Origin of the sequence: Bacillus sp. IBL03825, assembly GCF_024712505.1 — a bacterium.
GTDB classification, from domain to species: Bacteria; Bacillota; Bacilli; order Bacillales; family Bacillaceae_G; genus Bacillus_A; species Bacillus_A wiedmannii.
Map to the genome: position 1 here is coordinate 348,951 of NZ_JAMXKE010000002.1, position 19,560 is coordinate 368,510.

Here is a 19,560-nt window from a genome sequence, read left to right on the forward strand (position 1 = left end):
TTTTACACCCTCTTCTTTGTTAATTTAAGTAAGACTTTGCTCAAGCTTTCTTCCGTAAGATTCTCTGCATCAGCAAAATCTGATACCGTAAAAGCAGACTCTGTTGTTGGTTTATTTATAAGTTGGCGAAGATGCCTCAACATACCATCTGCTATTACTTGAATTTTTAATTTAGAAAACTGTTCTCTACTATACATCCAAATAAAATGTAACTTTTCATCTTTCACCATTCCGATAACATCAATTAGATGAGATGGCTTGGAATCTGGAGCATGATCTAATAATGTAAACCCTGCCTCTTGCATAAACAAAGATTCCTTTGAAAACACCTGATCAAATTGGCCCAAATAGTTAAAGCTTATTGAAGGCTTTTGCTGATAAAACGGAAGTATTTCTTTATTCAAGTAACGTAAAATACCATAGTCTACTCCGTGATTCGGAATTCGACGCAATTGTTCTTTGACAGCCTTTAAGCCTTCAATTGGTGTTTTAGTTCCTTGAAAATTTAGATGAACAGGATAAATACTCGTGAACCAGCCCACTGTCCGTGATAAATCAATACCTTCAATCATCTCTTCTCTCCCGTGTCCTTCTAGATGAATAGAAACCGTTTGCTGATTTGTACAATCGACGATAGCTTGTCCTAATGCCGCCAATAGTACCTCATTAATCCTTGTCTTATGAGTGACTGGAACTTCGTGTAACAATGCTTGTGTTTCTTCTACCCCTAAAGTCCTCGTCACTTGATCAATCGATTCTTCTGTTGTTTCTTGTATTGGATAGTCCATTGGAATTGTCATCGTTTCTTTTTCTACTTGTTCATTCCAATAATCCTGCACTTCTTTTGAAATACCCGAATCACTGTATGTCTGGAGTCGTTCAGACCATTCTTTAAAAGATGTACTTTTCGCAGGTAAGCGAATTCCTTGACCTTGTTTCATCTGGTTATATACCACCTGTAAATCTTCCAATAGAATTCTCCACGATACTCCATCTACTACTAAATGATGAATCACCCAGAATATTCGATCATTTCCAGTCAAGTTATCCTCAAAGTAAACTACTCTCATTAACGGACCAGTAACTAAATTGAAACTAGCTTGATTAATGTTCATCTCTTCTTGTATTATTTTATTCCACTCTTTTTCATTAACTTTGTTCCGTTTTACAACATGGAGTACTGAAAGCTCATCTGTCCCTTCATTTCTCTGCCTCCATGTTCCGTTTGGTAACTGCTCGTACCGAAAACGTAAAGCATCATGATGTTTGATTAAATTTAATATTGCTCCCTCTAGTAACTTCACATCCAATCTCTCTTTTACTCTTAAAAGCATTGATTGATTCCAATGCTCTGGATGTGGATGTTCTTGCTCGAAGAACCAGTACTGAATTGGAGTAAGAAGCACATCTCCTGTCACAATCCCCTGCTCCGCTTGTACTCCCTGCGTTTCTATAGCCACTTGTGCCAGCTCGGCAATAGTTGGGCATTCAAACATTTGCTTCGGAGTAAGTTTTAACCCCACTTGACTTGTTTGAGATATGATTTGAATACTGAGAATCGAGTCGCCACCAATTTCAAAGAAATTATCATAGATTCCCACCTTTTTAATACCTAATACTTGCTTCCAAATGGTAGCCAGTATCTGTTCATTACTATTCCGAGGGCCAATACATTCACTATTAATCTGCTTTTCCTCCGGCATAGGTAAGGCCTCACGATCAACTTTTCCGTTAGCTGTAAGTGGAATGGCTTCCATCATCACATATCCCGAAGGTACCATATAGCTCGGTAGTTTCGCTTTAAGATACTCTCTCCACGCACCGACATTTCCATCTCCTACAACATAAGCTACTAATCGTTTATCACCCGGTTGATCTTCTCTTACAATTACAACTGCCTCTTTTATAGATGCATATGCATTTAAAGTAGACTCAATCTCCCCAATCTCAATTCGGAAACCACGTATTTTAACCTGATGATCAATTCTTCCACGATAATCCAGATTCCCATCTGGCAAATACCTCGCTAAGTCTCCTGTCCGGTATAATCTAGCTTTCGGATCACTACTAAATGGATGAGTTATAAAGCGCTCTGCTGTTAATTCAGGTCTATTTAAATACCCACGTGCAAGCCCTGCCCCGCCAATATAAAGCTCACCATCTACACCTATAGGAACAGGTTGTTGATAAGCATCTAATATATACACTTCTAAATCTGGAATCCGTTTTCCGATATTACTTCTCGAAGCATGATGTACATCATCTAGAGTAATTGGATAATATGTAACATGAACTGTAGTTTCTGTAATTCCATACATGTTAATTAGCTGTGGTTCTTTATCCCCATATCTTTGAAACCACGGTAACAAGCTAATGGGTTCTAACGCTTCTCCGCCAAATATCACATAACGCAGCTGCAAGTTTTTATTCTTATCTTCGTGTTCACACACTCGTATTAATTGTCGAAATGCGGAAGGTGTCTGATTTAGAACTGTGACTTCTTCCTCCACCAATAATTGATAAAAATCTTTTGGCGATCGACTAATCCAGTACGGAACAACAACTAATTTTCCACCATATAATAATGCTCCCCAAATTTCCCATACTGAGAAATCAAATGCATAAGAATGAAAAAGCGTCCAAGTATCTTTTTCATTAAACTGATACCAACAATCCGTCGATTTAAATAACCGAATGACATTGTGATGCTCTATCATAACGCCCTTTGGATTCCCTGTTGATCCCGAAGTATAGATTACGTAAGCTAGATTTTGGGAATTCACATCAGAAACCGGCAAGGTCTTACTTTCTTTCCCAATCTCTTCTTGATCACGATTCAGGCAAATCGATTCAACATTTTCTGGTAACCATTTCAATTCTTTTAAACTTTCTTGCGTTACGAATATCTGAATGCTAGCATCCTCTAAAATATATTGAAGTCGCTGCTCTGGATATGTTGGATCAAGCGGAACATAAGCCCCACCAGCCTTCAAAATCCCTAAAATACCTACAATCATTTCGAGAGAACGTTCAACACACAGTCCAACTAAAGTATCAGGTCCTATTCCCTTTTTCTGCAGATAATGAGCTAACTGATTTGCACGTTCATTAAGTTGCCTATAAGTAACTTTTTCTTTTTCATACGTAACTGCAATAGCGTTTGGATAAATCATTGCTTGTCGTTCGAACAATTCATGAAGAGTTTCCCGAGGTGGGAAATCCAGCTTAGGATTGTTGAACTCAACTAAACTTTTTCTTTTATCTTCATCAGAAATAATTTCGATTTCAGCTACCTTCTGCTTTGGGTTTTCAAAAGTGTTTTCCATTATCGCTAACATAACGTTAAAAAAGCGTTTTATCTCTTCCTTAGAAAATAGCTCCTCACGATAATCAATATGTACATGCAAAGAGTCTATATCAATTAGATTTTCAATATGCACTGCAAAATCTTGTACTTCTTCACGGTTTGCAATCCATAGTGAGTCACCACTTTCATCACGATCCCTATAATCAATCGTAGTTCCGAAAAGTCTCACATTGCTGTTATTCTCTTTATTAATCTGCTTTAATAATAAATCAAATGGATATTTCTGATGTCTTAATGATTTACTTTGTTTTCTGGACACCCTACCAATAAATGAAAGCACTTCTTCTTCTGGATCAATATCCATTCTTAAAGGAACTGTACTCACCATCATTCCAATCAATTTTCGTTCCATTTTAGTCATACGGTTGCCGTAAGCCATTCCTAATGCAATATCAAGCGATGAAGTCCACCGATACATGGACAACGAGAAAGCAGCGACAAAAAGAGTATATAAACTAAATTTGTAATTTCCGGAAAACAATTCTATTTTTCTCTTCAAATGCTCCGATAATATAAACGTTTCGCGTGATGCTTTGGTACTAACTTGGTACGTATTATAGGGCTTCAATCCGGTCACAGATGGAAGTGTTTTAAATTCCTCTAACCAGAATTTTTGATCTTTTTGAAAGCGACTACTATTCAAGTATGTTTGTTCATTAGCCAGAAATTGAACATATGAATTTTTAATTTCGCCTTCCTCAGTCTCGTTATGCATTTCATAATAATATTTTGCAATCTGCTCAGTAAATATTTGAATTGATAAACCATCCATGATAATATGATGAACATTTCCAAAGACTGCACATTCATTATCGTTTAATTTTATTAAGGCGAAATAGTATAAATCCGAATTAAATAATGTAAACGTTTCTTTTGTTTTCTGCTCAATCCATTCCTCAAGTAAATCTGAATTCTCCACATTACTGAAATCGAAAAACTCAAATTCTTGTTCTTCATGTTTAATAAAATATTGTTTAGGTTCCTGATGCCCATTTTCTTTTAATCTAATGCATAGACCGTCATTTTCACTGATAACACGATTCACAACTTGGTTTAATTTTGAATAATTCATTTTTCGATGAAGTTTAAATAAAAATCTTAAATTACATATCCCTTTATCAGAATGAATAACTTCTGTATACCATATTCTTCGCTGCGGGTGACTTAATGGATAACTTTCCTCATTGGTCATAAAAAATCTTCCCTTCAAAAATTATTTGCTCTTATAGGTTCGTGTTTATGTTTAGCCCATAAATATTTCTGCAGTGAAACTCCAATTACTCCAATGACAACAAGCCCAATCCCGCCATAAACATAGAGTTGAGTTACTCCAAACAAATGCACTAATGGGCCACTCATAGCAGGAGAAATAATTAGAACTGCGTTTGTTAAACTGCTTTGAATACCAAATACTCTTCCTACTTGATCTTGATCAGATTCTATTTGTAAAATGACTTGATTAGATACAAGCATCAGCCCACTTCCAATACCAGCGATAAAACTAATCAGATAGGCCAAAACGAAGACCGTACCGGGCGTTATCAAACCAATCCCTCCAAAACCAATTCCCATTAAAACCATGCCTCCACATACTACCCAACCATATTGAAATTGTTTTAATTTCTGAGTTAGTAATGCACCAAGTATTCCGCCAAGACCAATAATAGAAATGATATATCCCATTTTACTTTTATCATGTGGGAATAAGCTCTTAAATAAAGTCGGGAATTGTGAGTCTACTAATTGTAATACTGCCATGGCTATTGTAACGAAAATCATAGTTGATAATATTATCCGATTAGATAACACATAGCCCCACCCTTGTACCCAAGCAGCCCAAGTGCTTTGCTTTTGCTTTTCAACAAGTTCTTTTGATATAGTTTCTTTGAATTTTATTGTGGGTATCAGAACTAAAGTAGCTAATAAACAACTTATAGCTCTTATAATTAGGCAGAACTCTGGCTGAAACCAGCTCAGCAACATGCCCCCTATAAGTGGGCCTACTATCTTGGTACCCTGCTCTACTATTCCGTTGATACTTACTGCTTTAGTAAGCAAATCTGGGGATACAATTTGTCTTGTTAGTGTTTGTTGTGCAGGATAATAGAAAACAATAAAAATGGAACGAATCATTAATGCCACTAAGAGCCAGTGGATATTTTGTACAAATAAAAGAGCAATTGTTATTAAACCAACCATCAAATTACAGAACATCATAATTGGAATTTTTCGAAAACGATCTGCAATAACACCTGCCCATGAGCCAAAAATAATTCCAGGAAGTGCATATGCAACAGGGATCAATCCAATCATAGTAGGATCTACTTCCCATTCAAACCCAACTATAGTCATAATCGCTAACATATCAATAAAAACACCAAGCATAAGCAATGAATAGGCAGAAAAAACTTGTAAATAAACCCTATTTCCTAATAGGCCTTGTGAATCGGTAGTTTTCATAAAATGTGCTCCTTAAATTTACTAAAACGGATGTTTTCGTGTACACAATACCTCTTTTTTGCATATAATTTATAACTCTACATATATCCATCCGAAATTTAATAGTATTCAAACTTCAATAACTATAAAATTTAATATCATTGGTATAATTTATGCATTCAAATATATTTATTTTCAGTTTTTATACATTCACTTCTGACTCTAAATAATCTTTTTCACCTATAAACGTGGACAAATTAAATGATTTCTAGTTATATCGTCATTACAACCACAGTAAAAAAAGATAATATTTCATTAATTTATCTGAAAAACTTTCTTTGATTTTCATATTCTACAAGCTAAAACTCTACTCAATGAAAATAATCCATTAATAGCTATCTAACCCTAAAATTCACAATAGTTAAACCATCCAAATTACACCCCCCTTTTCAGAATTGTCTTTTTTTTCTATTTAAAATACTATCACACAAATTTTCTAGCTACTATCTTCATAAAGTTGAAATAATCAAATTGGAAAATTCAGATAAAAACAAGGTAAATTTGCAATTATCTTACTCAATATTATTTTCACAAAAGCTATTGAGTTCTAACAAATGGTAAATTCCTCTTTTTCCACATGTATGTTAATCATAGAAATTGCTTCTTTTCCTTAAAAAACTCTCGTTACTGGTTTATTTTTCATAAATAGGTCATACCTATTTCTCCTTCCATGCCTCTTTAAATTTTTTATCATACGCAATGAAAATCTCCCCCTCCTCATTTATTGTTAATGTGTTAAAAACTGCTCTTTGATACTAAGTGTTTTTCTGTCACATACGGTAGTGTCAAAATGTCATGATTTTTATGACATAGCTATTAATCCAGCAGGATCCCACTCAAATTTTATTATTCTTTATAAATATGACAGAAGTTCACTATCGACTATGACTCGCCGCTTGCTACACTCTGTTCATACGCTAACGGGCCGCTAACTCGTTGTGCTTATAAAAATGTGGCTAAAAAACTTACAAAGATAATTCCAAATGATTATACAAACGCATATCGACCTTTTATATTTGATTCCCCGTTATTAAAATGGTTAGAAAGTAAACAAGTGAATGCGATACTATCTATTCTTAGTGTACTAGTAGGAGTTGTATTATTTTTATTTACAATTAGTTTCTTATACTTCCATTTATTTACAGTTTTAGTTAGAAGAAGTTATTTGCGTCAAATAATTCATTCCATACATTAAAGTGGAAAATGAGAGAAATGCTAATGGTATTCCGTATATATACCTCTTACTTAAAGTCACTTTTTTAGTGAGCTAATTAAATTCTTTGTTTTACTAATGGAGTAGCACCACATCTTTATCAAGCTAAGAAAATAAAATTCTTTTTAAAATGAAAGAATACGCTATTCTTTCTGCAGAATCAGAGGAAGGGATAACGTATTTTTTGCTTTATGGATAGTGTAACGTCTTAGCTTGATAGCGATGTGGCGGTACCCCATCGCTATCAAGCTAAGGTTTTATGCTGCCCCTATACAATAATTTTTTACATTTTTACTCTAGGGATGTCAATTTTACCATTTTTGGGGTATTTATTTTTACTAGCTTGATGGACATGTGGGCAAAGCTCTCTTTAAAAAAAACTGTAGGAATCAAAAAGAACCGGGCTATTTATGCCCAGTTCTTTTTGATTTTGATTTCTCAATTTAATTATCTTATTTTACATCCTCTTTAGAGGTTGCTGGTACTGCATCTTTAGGTGCATTAAAGTCTTGTGAGAAAGAAGTTGTTCCATCTGCACTCATTGAAATTGAATTACCTTCATTTGACTTTAGGTTATCCATTCTTGCATCTTCTTTTACATCACCTTTAGGAGTTGCTGGTACTGCGTTTTTTGAAATTTCACTTCCATCAATTTCTTTATACGTTATATTTCCATCTTTATCTGCAACAGTAACTTTTATTTTTTCATCCGTTTTTACATCTTCTGTACCTACTACACCACCCGCAAATAATCCTGTACTTAAAAGTGTTGCTGCTAATAATGTTTTTTTTTCATTACCTCCTTGTTTTGTTTGAGCATGCATTTAGCATAAAACAAGAATCTATAGTTGATATGGACTGTATCTGGAGATTATGTAGAGAAAAATAAGTGGTTTCTCGGTGCGTAGGCAAGGACATATTATTAAAATCTTTTTTAAGTTAAGAGCGTAATGGGGATTCCACCACATCGTTATCAACTTAAGAAATTAAATGTACCTCGAATCTCCCTATACGTAGCTCAAAAAGGCAGATGTAGTGTAACTGCGGAGAAACTTCTATCCTGTGGGACATCCATTGTTGTCACAAGCAATTATGGAATGAAACAAAGGACGATAGCTGCAAAAACCTTACAATTGTTAAATCGAGTATTTACAGACTAATTCAGGCAACCAAAGTTGAAATCATTAACCAACTACTCTTTGAGCTACAACTTAACGAGGAACAGTTAAACAAACTCAACAAATTGCGAAAACTAGTTAAAAACGAGGAAATCTGTATGAAATCACAAACTGAAGTGGAAACAAATAACGAAAAACTAGCGTTGTTTACTTAGAACTTATCATTATTGGGTGAGAAGAAAACTACAATATAGATGGAGCGCGGTATGCCATGAAAGTGGCACGTACTGTGCGGATCGGGGGAAAAGTTAGAAATAACCTCACAGACTTACCTATCGACAATCATGCAGTTATGCAAGAGCAAAATTACTGGAAAGGTCAAAAACATAAGCTTCGAAAAGAAAATAAAAAGTTATTTATTTCATTAGAACCACATTTGTTCGAAAGACTGGAAGAGTTCGCATTGTATAACGAAAATCTAAATCAAACCGCATCGGAGTTAGTAATAGAGGGCTTAGACTATATCTATAAAGAGGGTCTACCTGTAATGTAATCTCATGCTTTTCAGCATTTTGTAAAAATTGAAATATCACCATTTCAACAAAAACTCTTACAACAATTAGCGCTCAAACGAGGATGTTCAACAAGAAAAATGGCATATCCAGTATTAAAATTCATGTTACAGACAAAGTAAAAGAATCCAACGTTTAACGAAGGATTCTTTTACCTGGTGTTCGTTGACAAATAGCTTCACCAAAGGAATTGAGTCTAGCCACTCAATTCCTTTTTTATGTTATAAAAAAGTGTTTAATTTGTCAAAAAGCATTTGCTATAGAATAACAAATGCTTTTTGTTGAACTTGAATTGATCACTTTCAGAAAGTATTTATATTGTTTGCCTTTTTCTCTTGAAAAATTGTACCCTCAATCACTAATCTTACTATAAAATATAGAAAATGTAGCGTTTTAATATAGAAAAACTTATTGGTTTTATATGGATTTTTTCTTTATAATAATGAAAGGTAGTTCCCGATTATAGATAGGCTCGCATGCTTTTCTTGTATGAGAGCCTATCTATATAAAAAGATTGGATATTTATGAGTTTTGCAACACCCTCAGTAGTAATATCGTAAAAAATTATTGTAAAATATTTTTAGAGTAGATTAATTTATGTAGCAACACTTAATAATCAATGGAGGTATTAAATGAGAGATTTTTTTGAGGATAAATACTTAGATATAGAGCTACAAAGAGAACTGGTAAGTTTAATAAGTGAAATTAGTGAATACAAAGGAAAAATATCCGCTTATCAAGACAGAAACCCTGATATATTCAATAATTTGGAGAAAACTATCCCCCTTCATTACATAAAAAACTTTAATACTGTTTTTATGGATATAAAAGTTCCGAATAAAAGGTTAAAAGAACTGATTTTGAACGAAATGTTACCCAAAACAATAGAAGAAGATGCCGTATATTGTTATTATCAAGCAATGTCTCTTGTGCAAAAAAAGTTCCATAATCTACCCGTTGACTCAGAGACAATACAAGAATTACATTTTCAATTAATACATTATATTACTTCTGACTGTGCAATGTGGCGTAAAAAACAATTTATTGTCCCAGGTGTTCCTGAATATGGGATGCATTCCAGTAGCTATCGTCCAGTAGCTCGGGAACTTATCCCCCAATCTGTAAAACAATTATGTGAGCAATATAATACATTAGTGAAGAATAAGGAGTTTCATTCACTTATATTAATAGCTCAATTTATATTGAATTTTTATTGTATTCTCCCTTTTGACCAGGGAAATCGAAGACTCGCATTCATATTGATACAATTACTATTAATGAAGAGTGAACATACATTTATAAAGTATGTATGTTTAGATAAATATATAAAGAAACATGAATCAAAATACTATGATTCAATCTTTAAATCTTCAGTTAATTGGTACTGTCGTGGGCATAATATCAGTTTTTGGATAAAAATATTCTTAACAATTATATTAGAAGCATATCAGGATTTACATCTAATAGTTCAAGATTCTATATGTAGGGATACTAAAATTGAGCGAATTAAAAATTATATAATTAGGCAAAAAAAAACTTTTACTAAAGAAAATATTCGTGACGTTTATCCAGATATTGCCGAAAGTACAATCAGTAAAGCATTAGCTTCCTTCCAGTCTCTTGGTCTTATAAAGCTAGCTTCACGAGGAAGAAATGCTCAATGGACACGGGTTTAATTCCTTTTTTTACGATTATTAAAAATTTATCGGCCAAAGAAAAATGTAATTCATTTATGACCATATAGTTCAAAGGAGGCTTAAATCCTGAGTAATAGATCACTTTCAGAAAAGAAAATGAGAAAAATCACAGATAGGATATTTGAAAGGTAATACAATTCAAGAAAGATAATTTTGTGATAGCCGTTGGCTATTACTTTTGTTTTTTTAGTTATCGAGGTGTATCTGAGGTCCTCAAAGAATCTGAAAATTTCATATTCTCCCAAAAACGATTATGCGTTGGGGCCATGAATATGGTAATTTGATCTATCAAATCTGGAAGAAGAAAAATAGAAAGGTTCAATCATTCTAGAAATTAGATGCGATTTATATAAAAGTGAAAGGAAAATGTTGTTATTTATATCGTAAAATCTTTAATAATGGATGTAAATTGGATATTCAACTTCAAAAAACTAGAGATCATCAGACAGCCTATGCCTTTATGAAAAGATTGGTGAAGGCTTTTGGAGAGCCAACGGTTCTCAAAACAGACAAGGCCCCAGCACTACTTTGCACATTTAACAAATTAAAAGTACAAGGTTTTTATAAACAACTCATTGTACAGTCAAACATTTGAACAATCTCGTCGAACAAGACTATAGACATGTAAAAGATGTTGAAACCGTTCATGCTCTATATACACGAAAACGAAGTTTGCAACAACCAAACTTCGTTTTTTTCGACGTATAATGAACTATATCAATTACTAACGATTGTTTGAACTACTCACCACTTAACGTCCTTACGGACTTTTTGAAGTGGGAGATTCCTGCGAACACCGATGTATCCACCGGTTATCTTAGCAGGCTCTACCCGTAGTCCCTACGGTGAGAACACAAATATCTTGTACGTTGACGCACCACACTCCCTACTTTAGCTTGGTTTTCGCAACTTCGGCAAGAATGGGGCGATAGAACGTTGAAGATTTTACGGTTGGAACGATTTTCTGCAACCAACCTCATATCTTCAGTTTTCGAAGAGCAATCTGTACAAGTAAATGATAGCAAACATGTTGGCTTATGCCAACCGACATTCATCTCCCACCTAAAATTGGTGTTTCACACCTTCACATTTTTGAGGAAGGAGTCTTCTGTCGGAAAACGATAAAAAAGAAGAATCCAATTTAGGTTCTTCTTCCATACAAAAGCAGACTATTTACTGAATATTGACTATTTCATTCCCCATCTTTCGTTTCCTGGATTGCTTCAATTACATTGTATGGTTCTGGTGCAAAAATTTTAATAGATGTGTAAGTAATCTCTAAAACTTCAACATACTGACCCTATTACTCAAAAAAGATATTTGATTGGTCTGGAAAAGAAACGCGCATTCAAATATATGCATTATCAGCTGATAATATTTTGTTAACGATACAATCCCAATTTTCACAATTTGGTAAAGATGATGAAGAAACGGTTTTATCCATTTCTAATGCAACACTTCCATTAGGATTATATACGCTTTATTCTCTTTTATTTTTATTGTTTATTTACAAATTGATAAAAATTTTGGCGTATTGTTTTTTTTTTAGTTTCTTAAATTATTTTCATTCTCGATATCAATATTGGGTAGTATCAAATTGGTATCATCTTTTGACAATTTTATTTTACTTTTAGACCTCACCATACCATTTCGGGAAAATTGTACGCTAAGGATTACAAACCTTTATCATTACAGTGTTTTTTTAAGATGAGTATATGTTCATAAAGATAAAATACTAAGTTTAATTGAACACTGATTTATATACACACTTTATGAACACGATTATAGCTACAAAACGTTGATATTATTGAGTTTTATCGCCTGTCCATAAACATAGATTTTCTGGACAGATGTCTCTTAACGTACATAAAACGCTTAAAATGTGTCCAATTTGTGTCCAAGTGTACGATTTTCCCAATATGGCATGGGGTACAAGCTTAGATACGCGTAAAAATCGGTCACAGGTTAAATTTTATTCCCCAACATAATTTAAGAGTATTTATTTTTACATTTTGGAAAGATAAGCACATTCAAAATCATTATAGAATTTATGACAATTAACGATGGATTTCTTAATTCATATATATCTTTTTATTATAAATATGACATTACCAAAAAAAAAATATATATTTCAAATGGCATATATATAACAAAACATAAAAAAACTAGTCACTATTATCTTATAGTGGGTGATTAATCATAAAATTGCGTATTTTCTGACGTTTATATATTCTAATAGGGGGTATCTTTTTCCATCCCCGAAAAAGGAGAATAAGAAAGAATCTAGTCAATATCTATTGCTATTCCCTTTATAAAAATAGTAATTGTAACAGACTTAATCTAGAATCTCTCTTTAAAAAATAAGAAAAGGAGGAGTTCAAGTGAAAAAAACTTTAGTTACAGGATTAATGGTTACAGCAATATTAGCAAGTCCTTCCAACTATGTAAGTGTTTACGCGGAGAAGGTGCAGTCTAAATCAGAGTCAACATATGTACAAAATGTCAAAAATGCGAATACATTATCACATTCGATTAGAACGTTAGGTTCACAATCACCTTTAGCACAAGCATATGGATTAATTATTTTACAGCAACCAACCATTAAAGGGACTGGTATGAGCAGTTTAACGAATCACCAAGAATTTGTAAAAAATCATGTTCGCGAATGGTTAGATGAATATAATCCTAAGTTAGTTGATTTAAATCAAGATATGCAGCGTTTTAGTACAAGATTCAATGGTTATTATGGTACATTATATGATTTAGCCGGAACGGTAAATACAGATGCGGAAACAAAAGTGCGTTTTGTAAATGCTTTTAATAGACTACAACAGGACGTACAAACTATCCAAGATAGTATGAACCAAACCTTATTGCAGCTAAATCGTTTTAATGATTTATTGCTTCAAGATAACAAAGGGTTTTCTGAAAAAGCAAAAATAGCAATTCAATCCTTAGAGGGGTCAGATGGAACTGTTACACAGCTAAGAGCTGATATAAAAAGACTTCAAGAAGAGATACTGGTAGAACTCGCAAAAATTTTAAATAGACCAAATGAAGTTCGTAACGGCGTTATAAATATTGGGAAGCAAGTCTTTACGATTGCGGGCGGAGCAGCTCAGACTCAAACTATAGATTTTATCTCTATTTCATCTCTTGGTGGTGGAATTTTAGATCTTTTCGACAGCCAAACAGCTGCTTCTGCTAGGATTATTGAGCAGAAACAAAAGGAATTACTACCACTAATTCAGCAGTTAGCAGAAACGCAAATTCAAGTGACTGAAATGACTTTTATTGAGGATCAAATGAATGGGTTTACTGAGATGATTAAGAGGCAAATTACTACTTTTGAATATTTGATGAATGATTGGAAAGCGCTAAATGATACAATGATCCAAATCCAACTCAATCTGAGTGCAGGGGCACACATGGATAGTGTTGGATTGCAAAATCAATTAATTCAGCTCAAAGAATTCAGTGATGAACTGTATTTGCAAACAAAAAAGTTTGAAAATTTCATTTCAAATGTAACAATAAATTAAGTTTAAGCAAAGAGTGAAATATGATTATACTGAAAGTTAAAGGAGAAGACAAAAATGACAAAAAAGCCTTATAAAGTAATGGCTTTATCCGCATTAATAACGGTAATGGCAGCAGGTAGTATCATGCCAACATATGCTTCTGCAGCGGAAAGCACGGCAAAATCAACTCCTATTCACGCTAAAACAGGTACAACGGGCGATTACCCGGATTATTCATTAGGACCAGAGGGTCTTAAAGAGGCAATAACAAATACAGGGTCAAATGCTTTAGTAATGGACCTTTATGCTTTAACAATCATTAAACAAGCAAATGCTGATTTCAATGGGCTCAATTCAATTGATACATCTTTACGAACGAAAATAATTAATGATCAAAATATTGCCAGAATAAATGCAGGGCAATGGTTAGATAAACTTAAACCGCAAATGATTTCAACGAATCAAAATATTATTAATTATAATACTAAATTTCAAAATTACTATGATACGTTAATAACAGCTGTAAACAATAAGGACAAGGAAACATTATCAAATGGACTTACAAGGCTAAATAATGATGTTGTAGCAAATAAGGCGGAAGTGGACGAATTATTAGGAGAACTGCGAGAATTCCGAAAGAAAATGGCAACAGATACGCAAAACTTTAAACAAGATGCAACTCAAATAACGTCTATTTTAGCAAGTCAAGATGCTGGAATTCCGCTGTTGCAAAATCAACTCACAACGTATCATGCTACAATTGCTGAATATAATAAACTGCTTATTGCCTCAGCAGTTGCAACGGCTTTAGGCCCACTTGCTATTATAGGCGGAGCAGTTCTAATTGGTACTGGTTTAGGAGCTAAACTAGGAGTGGTGTTCATTGTAGGTGGTTTAGGAGCAACAGCAGGTGGTATAGCGGGAATTGTTATAGCAAAGCAAGAGATGGATAAGGCTCAGGAAGAGATTAAGAATATAACAGGACAAATAACCCAGGCTCAATTAGAAGTAGCTGGTTTAACCAATCTAAAAGAGCAAACTGAATCCTTAACAGAGACTATTGATATAGCAATTACTGCACTACAAAATCTTTCAACCAAATGGGATGTAGTTGGATCAAAATATAAATCTTTACTTAAAAATATTGCAGTTATGGACCCTAACGATCTATTTTTCATAAAAGAGGATCTCGATGTGGCTAAAGATAGTTGGAAAGAAGTTAGAGATACTGCTGCAAATCTTTATGAAACCGATATTAAATTAGTAGATACAAAATAATCAATTGATTTTATGTGATAAGGGTTCCCTGTTCAAACTTGAGCAGGGAACTTCCTCACTGCTCACTAAAAGATACGAATTCTTAAAAAGCGTAGGTGGGATAATATGAATAAGAAATTGTACAAGAAATTCCTATTATCAATGATGATTGCTGGAATGGTAACAAGTAATATAGTACCACTTCATACTTTCGCGGCAGAACAAAAAGTCCATACAACTATATCGCAAGAAACCATTCATAATTATTCACTTGGTCCTGAGGGCTTTCAAGATGTACTAGCACCAGCAATGTCTAATGTACTTGTTATGGATTCATATGCCAAAACAATACGCAATCAACAAGAGACAGACCTTAGTGGTATAAGTTCTCTTAATAGTTATTTACGAGCAAACATGTTGAAGCACCAGGACGATGCAAAAAAAAACGCGACCTATTGGTTAGATAATCTTAAACCACGTATTATGAATACGAATCAAAACATTGTAAATTATAATGATACATTTCAAACACACTATAGTATTTTACTAGATGCAATAGATCAAAAAGATACTGAAAAATTGAAAACTGAGCTCGAAAAATTGTATCAAAGTATATTGACTAATAAAAGTGAAGTTAACGAGCTATTGGAACAGCTGAAAACATTCCGAAATAAAATGACAGCAGATACGCAAAACTTTAAACAAGATACAAATCAATTAACGACTATTTTAGCTAGTACAACTGCAGGTATTCCGTATTTAGAACAGCGAATTAATGGGTATAATGAGTCTATCAAAAAAAGCAATGATCAAATTATTGCAGGTTCAGTACTTTGCGCGACGTTAATAACGTGTATCATTGGTGGACCGCTGATCGCAACAGCAAAAAGTAATATTGCATCTGCTGAGCGAGAAATAGAAATTTTAAAAGCACAAATTTCTGGGGCACAAGCAGAAATAGCTATTATAACTGATGCAAAAAATAAGACTACGAATATGGCGGAAACAATTGACACAGCTATTACTTCTATACAGAAAATGTCTAATAGTTGGGATACTGTAGCAGCAAAATATAATAATTTAGTAAAAAATATCACATTCATTACCCCAGAAGAATTTGCTTTTATAAAAGCAGATCTTAATACAGCAAAAGATAGCTGGCAAGATCTTAAGAATTATGCTGATAAATTATATGAATCGGTGAAAATTGCGGAGAAAGAAGAGCAGGATCTTATGGATCGACTTCGTCCGTCAAGTGTTCAATATTTCTACAAACCGATACACAATGCCTATACATTTGAAATAAAAACGGGAGCAAATGCACCAAATGCGTCCTATAAAGTTATGAATTTAACAAAACGGACTACTCATAATATGTGGAGCGGAGGACCAAATGCAAGCATGTGGATTGACCAGCTTCCATTAAACTTAAAAGACCAATATGCAGTAATAGCAACGGTCAATGGAATGGATTATGTCATATATAAAGAAGTAGGAGAAAACATTCCTGGAGCTAATTTGAATGGTACCTATCAACTATTTTCTGCGTTAAATAATAGTAGCGTTATAGATATGGATCGATCAACGAATAATGTTACCTTATGGAGCAATAACGGCGGTAATCATCAAAAATGGAAGTTAGTATATGATTCAAATAAAAAGGCCTATCAAATTAAAAGTGTAACAAATGGAAATTTAATATTAGCTTGGAATGACTATCAAGGTTCTAGCAATGTTTTTGCTACACCTAACCAATACTATGAAGAGCATTATTGGATAGTTGAAGATGCAGGAAATGGATATTTTTATTTAAAAAATAAGAAAAACTCTAGGTATTTAGATGTAACTGGTTCTGGTACTAAAGATGGAACAAATGTTATAGTATATCCATTTACAGCTAGTAATAATCAAAAATTTAAATTACAGAGACTAAATTAAATTATAAGATTCTGGTAGAAAAAAATTTCATCTTGAATTTCAATTGTTGTAAAATCGGGCATCTCTCCTGCTTCGGAAAGATGCCTCTTTTCTATTCTAACGAATGTTGGGGTACAGCCGCATGCCCATCAACTTAAGAATTTTTAAAAAAGGCGTTATTCTTTCTTAATAATATAAATGAGAAAGGGTGTCGTTTTTTTAGGTTCTGTTGCAAAAATAGTGGGATATGAAAGAAGGGTAAAAGATTCCTAGCGGTATTGAACGTTATGCTGTTAAACCAAAAAGTTCATTGATAAGATATATCTGCCTTTGGACAGACTTCTCCCCTTGGAGAGTTTGTCCTTTTTTGACCATATTTGTGAAATTACCAATGTTTCAAGATCTGCTTTATATAGAATACTACAAGACAAAACATAATAAAAAATACCCGCCCAAATTGGAAATTTTCAGATGTGGCGGGTTATTCTTTGAATCGTTTCTGTACCCCAGTTTAACATTTTGTATGTTTTGTAAAACTATTTTTCTTTCGGAAGTACAATTCTTTTATACAATTGAACTGTAATCAAGTAGTAAATTAAGTAAATCACTACGAAAATGACAAGTGGCAACCAAATTCGGAAATACGGATCAATCAAAAGTGGATTGAACATGTTCATACCAACTAATATATGAGCAATACCCACAATTGCCGGTACTAAGAATATGAAGAATAACTCTTTATAAATCGATTGTGTTAATAACCCCTGGCGGACACCGATTTTACGAAGCATTTGATAACGTGTGCTGTCTTTCGATGCACCAGATAGAATTTTAAACATTAGGCAACTTGCCATCATTGCTAGGAACGCAATTCCAACGAAGAAGCCCATAAACATGAATCCACTGGCCATACCATGACTCAGATTATACATTTGATACGTACTACCTAATTCTTCCGCTTTCACATTTTTATATTTCGCTACCTGTAATTCATCAAGTTTTTTCCATTCTTTTAAATGTGCTCCAAAATCATCTGTTTTCCCAATAAACACAGTATTTTCTTTATCCTTCATACTATCATATATGCTTGGGTCTATAATTTTTATTTTATGATCAGGATACATATAAGTTGGCTGGATTGTGAAGAAAGCTTCTTTCCATTGTTTTGTTTTCGTATTATCGTTATACAGTTTATACAGTTGTTTTGGCAATGTAAATGCATCCTTAGGAAATTCCTCTGAAACTTTCATCATCTTCCTATTTTCACTATCTTGTGCTAAAGGACGATTTTTCTCTACATCTTCTTTTATATAATATACATACTGATCATCTACTTTGTAGCGATATTCAAACTTCTCTTGAAATAAGATGCCACTCAAAATTTTCTTTTCTTCCGCTGTTGGATTATGAACGACTGAATCGTAAACTTTTTCTTTATCAGTCGTCTTTAGAACGTTATTTTTAAATGCCATACCACACGCAATTCCACCAGCGCCAAGAGCCACTAGGATTGCTACCGTTGCAAGCACCCGTGTTAGGCTATTAATTCGGAAATTCAATTGTGCAAAAGTAAAAGCATTCAGCCCTTTTTCAAGACGTTTTTTATTACTCTTTATCTTGTTAAGCATAACTGGGAGAAGTGATCCAAATAACATGTAAGTACCGACTGTTGCTGTGATTAATCCAATACCCATGAATTTAGGTACGGTTAATAGCTCTTTTTCCTGTAAATGTGCTATATGGATCAGTGATGCATACCCAATACCTAGCAAAATCAGACCAAGGAATGCAACTACATCTGTCATTTTTCCTTTTACAGCGATACGCTCTGTTTTTGCATCTGCATGTACAAGTTGTAATACAGAAATACGAGATAATTTCATACTATTCATGATTGCTGATACTATAAATAGTGCAAAGAAAAAGAGGCAAGTAATAGTCATAGATGGAATATAAAATGCTTTATAATCTTCACCAGAGAATTCCAACTGCTTCATTAATAACTGACCAATACCTTCTGCAAGCCCTACACCAACTGCGATTCCGATTGCAAGAGATGCGGCACCTATTACGATTGTTTCAATAAACATAAGTAAGGTAACTTTATGCTTTTTTGCCCCTAACATCATGTACATACCAAATTCTTTTTGGCGAAGAGATAATAAGAAAGAATTTGCATATAAAATATAGAAAAACGTTACAATCGCTAATAAAAAAGAACCGATTTGGAATGCAATTGCAACCGTATTAGCATGTGGATTGGATTCAAGGAACGCTTTATTTAGTGATAACGTTTGAAACATATAAAAAGTAGAAATAGATACGATAAGACCAACAAGTAAGACAATATAGTCTTGCAACTTACTTTTTAGTCCTGACATGGAAAGTTTAAATAACAT

General features: G+C 33.6%; 7 protein-coding genes and 7 pseudogenes. 9 read left to right on the plus strand and 5 right to left on the minus strand.

Features of this window, described 5'->3' with window-relative positions; translation table 11 throughout:
- Positions 1-2: 2 nt before the first annotated feature.
- The gene (locus NHG49_RS29235; protein WP_098644141.1) at positions 3-4,559 is read right to left on the minus strand and encodes a non-ribosomal peptide synthetase; all 4,557 of its coding nucleotides are present in this window, start codon (positions 4,557-4,559) and stop codon (positions 3-5) included.
- Positions 4,560-4,573: 14 nt separating this feature from the next.
- Entirely contained in the window at positions 4,574-5,827 is a 1,254-nt protein-coding gene (locus NHG49_RS29240; protein ID WP_088047353.1) for an MFS transporter, read from the minus strand.
- 988 nt (positions 5,828-6,815) lie between these two features.
- Here NHG49_RS29240 and NHG49_RS29245 point away from each other — a divergent pair.
- Positions 6,816-7,022 (plus strand): annotated as a pseudogene (locus NHG49_RS29245) (ABC transporter permease); the annotation flags it as partial.
- Between the two features lie 512 nt (positions 7,023-7,534).
- Here NHG49_RS29245 and NHG49_RS31765 read toward each other — a convergent pair.
- Positions 7,535-7,732 (minus strand): annotated as a pseudogene (locus NHG49_RS31765) (hypothetical protein); the annotation flags it as partial.
- Positions 7,733-8,068: 336 nt separating this feature from the next.
- Between NHG49_RS31765 and NHG49_RS31560 the strand changes: the two are divergent.
- The 8 genes and pseudogenes from NHG49_RS31560 to NHG49_RS29285 form a co-directional block, all read left to right on the plus strand.
- Positions 8,069-8,412: pseudogene (locus NHG49_RS31560) on the plus strand (group II intron reverse transcriptase/maturase); the annotation flags it as partial.
- A 137-nt stretch (positions 8,413-8,549) separates the two neighbouring features.
- Positions 8,550-8,891 (plus strand): annotated as a pseudogene (locus NHG49_RS29255) (hypothetical protein).
- Between the two features lie 510 nt (positions 8,892-9,401).
- Entirely contained in the window at positions 9,402-10,445 is a 1,044-nt protein-coding gene (locus NHG49_RS29260) for a Fic family protein (RefSeq protein WP_222661451.1), read from the plus strand.
- Positions 10,446-10,578: 133 nt separating this feature from the next.
- Positions 10,579-11,205: pseudogene (locus NHG49_RS29265) on the plus strand (IS6 family transposase).
- A gap of 1,642 nt (positions 11,206-12,847) precedes the next feature.
- Entirely contained in the window at positions 12,848-14,008 is a 1,161-nt protein-coding gene (gene nheA, locus NHG49_RS29270) for a non-hemolytic enterotoxin subunit A (protein ID WP_222661449.1), read from the plus strand.
- A gap of 54 nt (positions 14,009-14,062) precedes the next feature.
- Positions 14,063-15,265, plus strand: coding sequence for a non-hemolytic enterotoxin subunit B (gene nheB / locus NHG49_RS29275; RefSeq protein ID WP_050845448.1), 1,203 nt, complete (start codon positions 14,063-14,065; stop codon positions 15,263-15,265).
- Positions 15,266-15,370: 105 nt separating this feature from the next.
- A pseudogene (nheC, locus tag NHG49_RS29280) lies at positions 15,371-16,447 on the plus strand (non-hemolytic enterotoxin subunit C); the annotation flags it as partial.
- 369 nt (positions 16,448-16,816) lie between these two features.
- Positions 16,817-17,182 (plus strand): RICIN domain-containing protein, encoded by a 366-nt coding sequence (locus tag NHG49_RS29285; RefSeq protein ID WP_229135894.1) that lies wholly within the window; start codon positions 16,817-16,819, stop codon positions 17,180-17,182.
- Between the two features lie 264 nt (positions 17,183-17,446).
- On the opposite strand, the pseudogene NHG49_RS29290 reads toward NHG49_RS29285, so the two are convergent.
- Together NHG49_RS29290 and NHG49_RS29295 are read right to left on the minus strand one after the other, a co-directional pair.
- Positions 17,447-17,536, minus strand: a pseudogene (locus tag NHG49_RS29290) (IS6 family transposase); the annotation flags it as partial.
- A gap of 161 nt (positions 17,537-17,697) precedes the next feature.
- Complete coding sequence (locus NHG49_RS29295) at positions 17,698-19,560, minus strand: FtsX-like permease family protein (RefSeq protein WP_222661443.1); 1,863 nt, start codon at positions 19,558-19,560, stop codon at positions 17,698-17,700.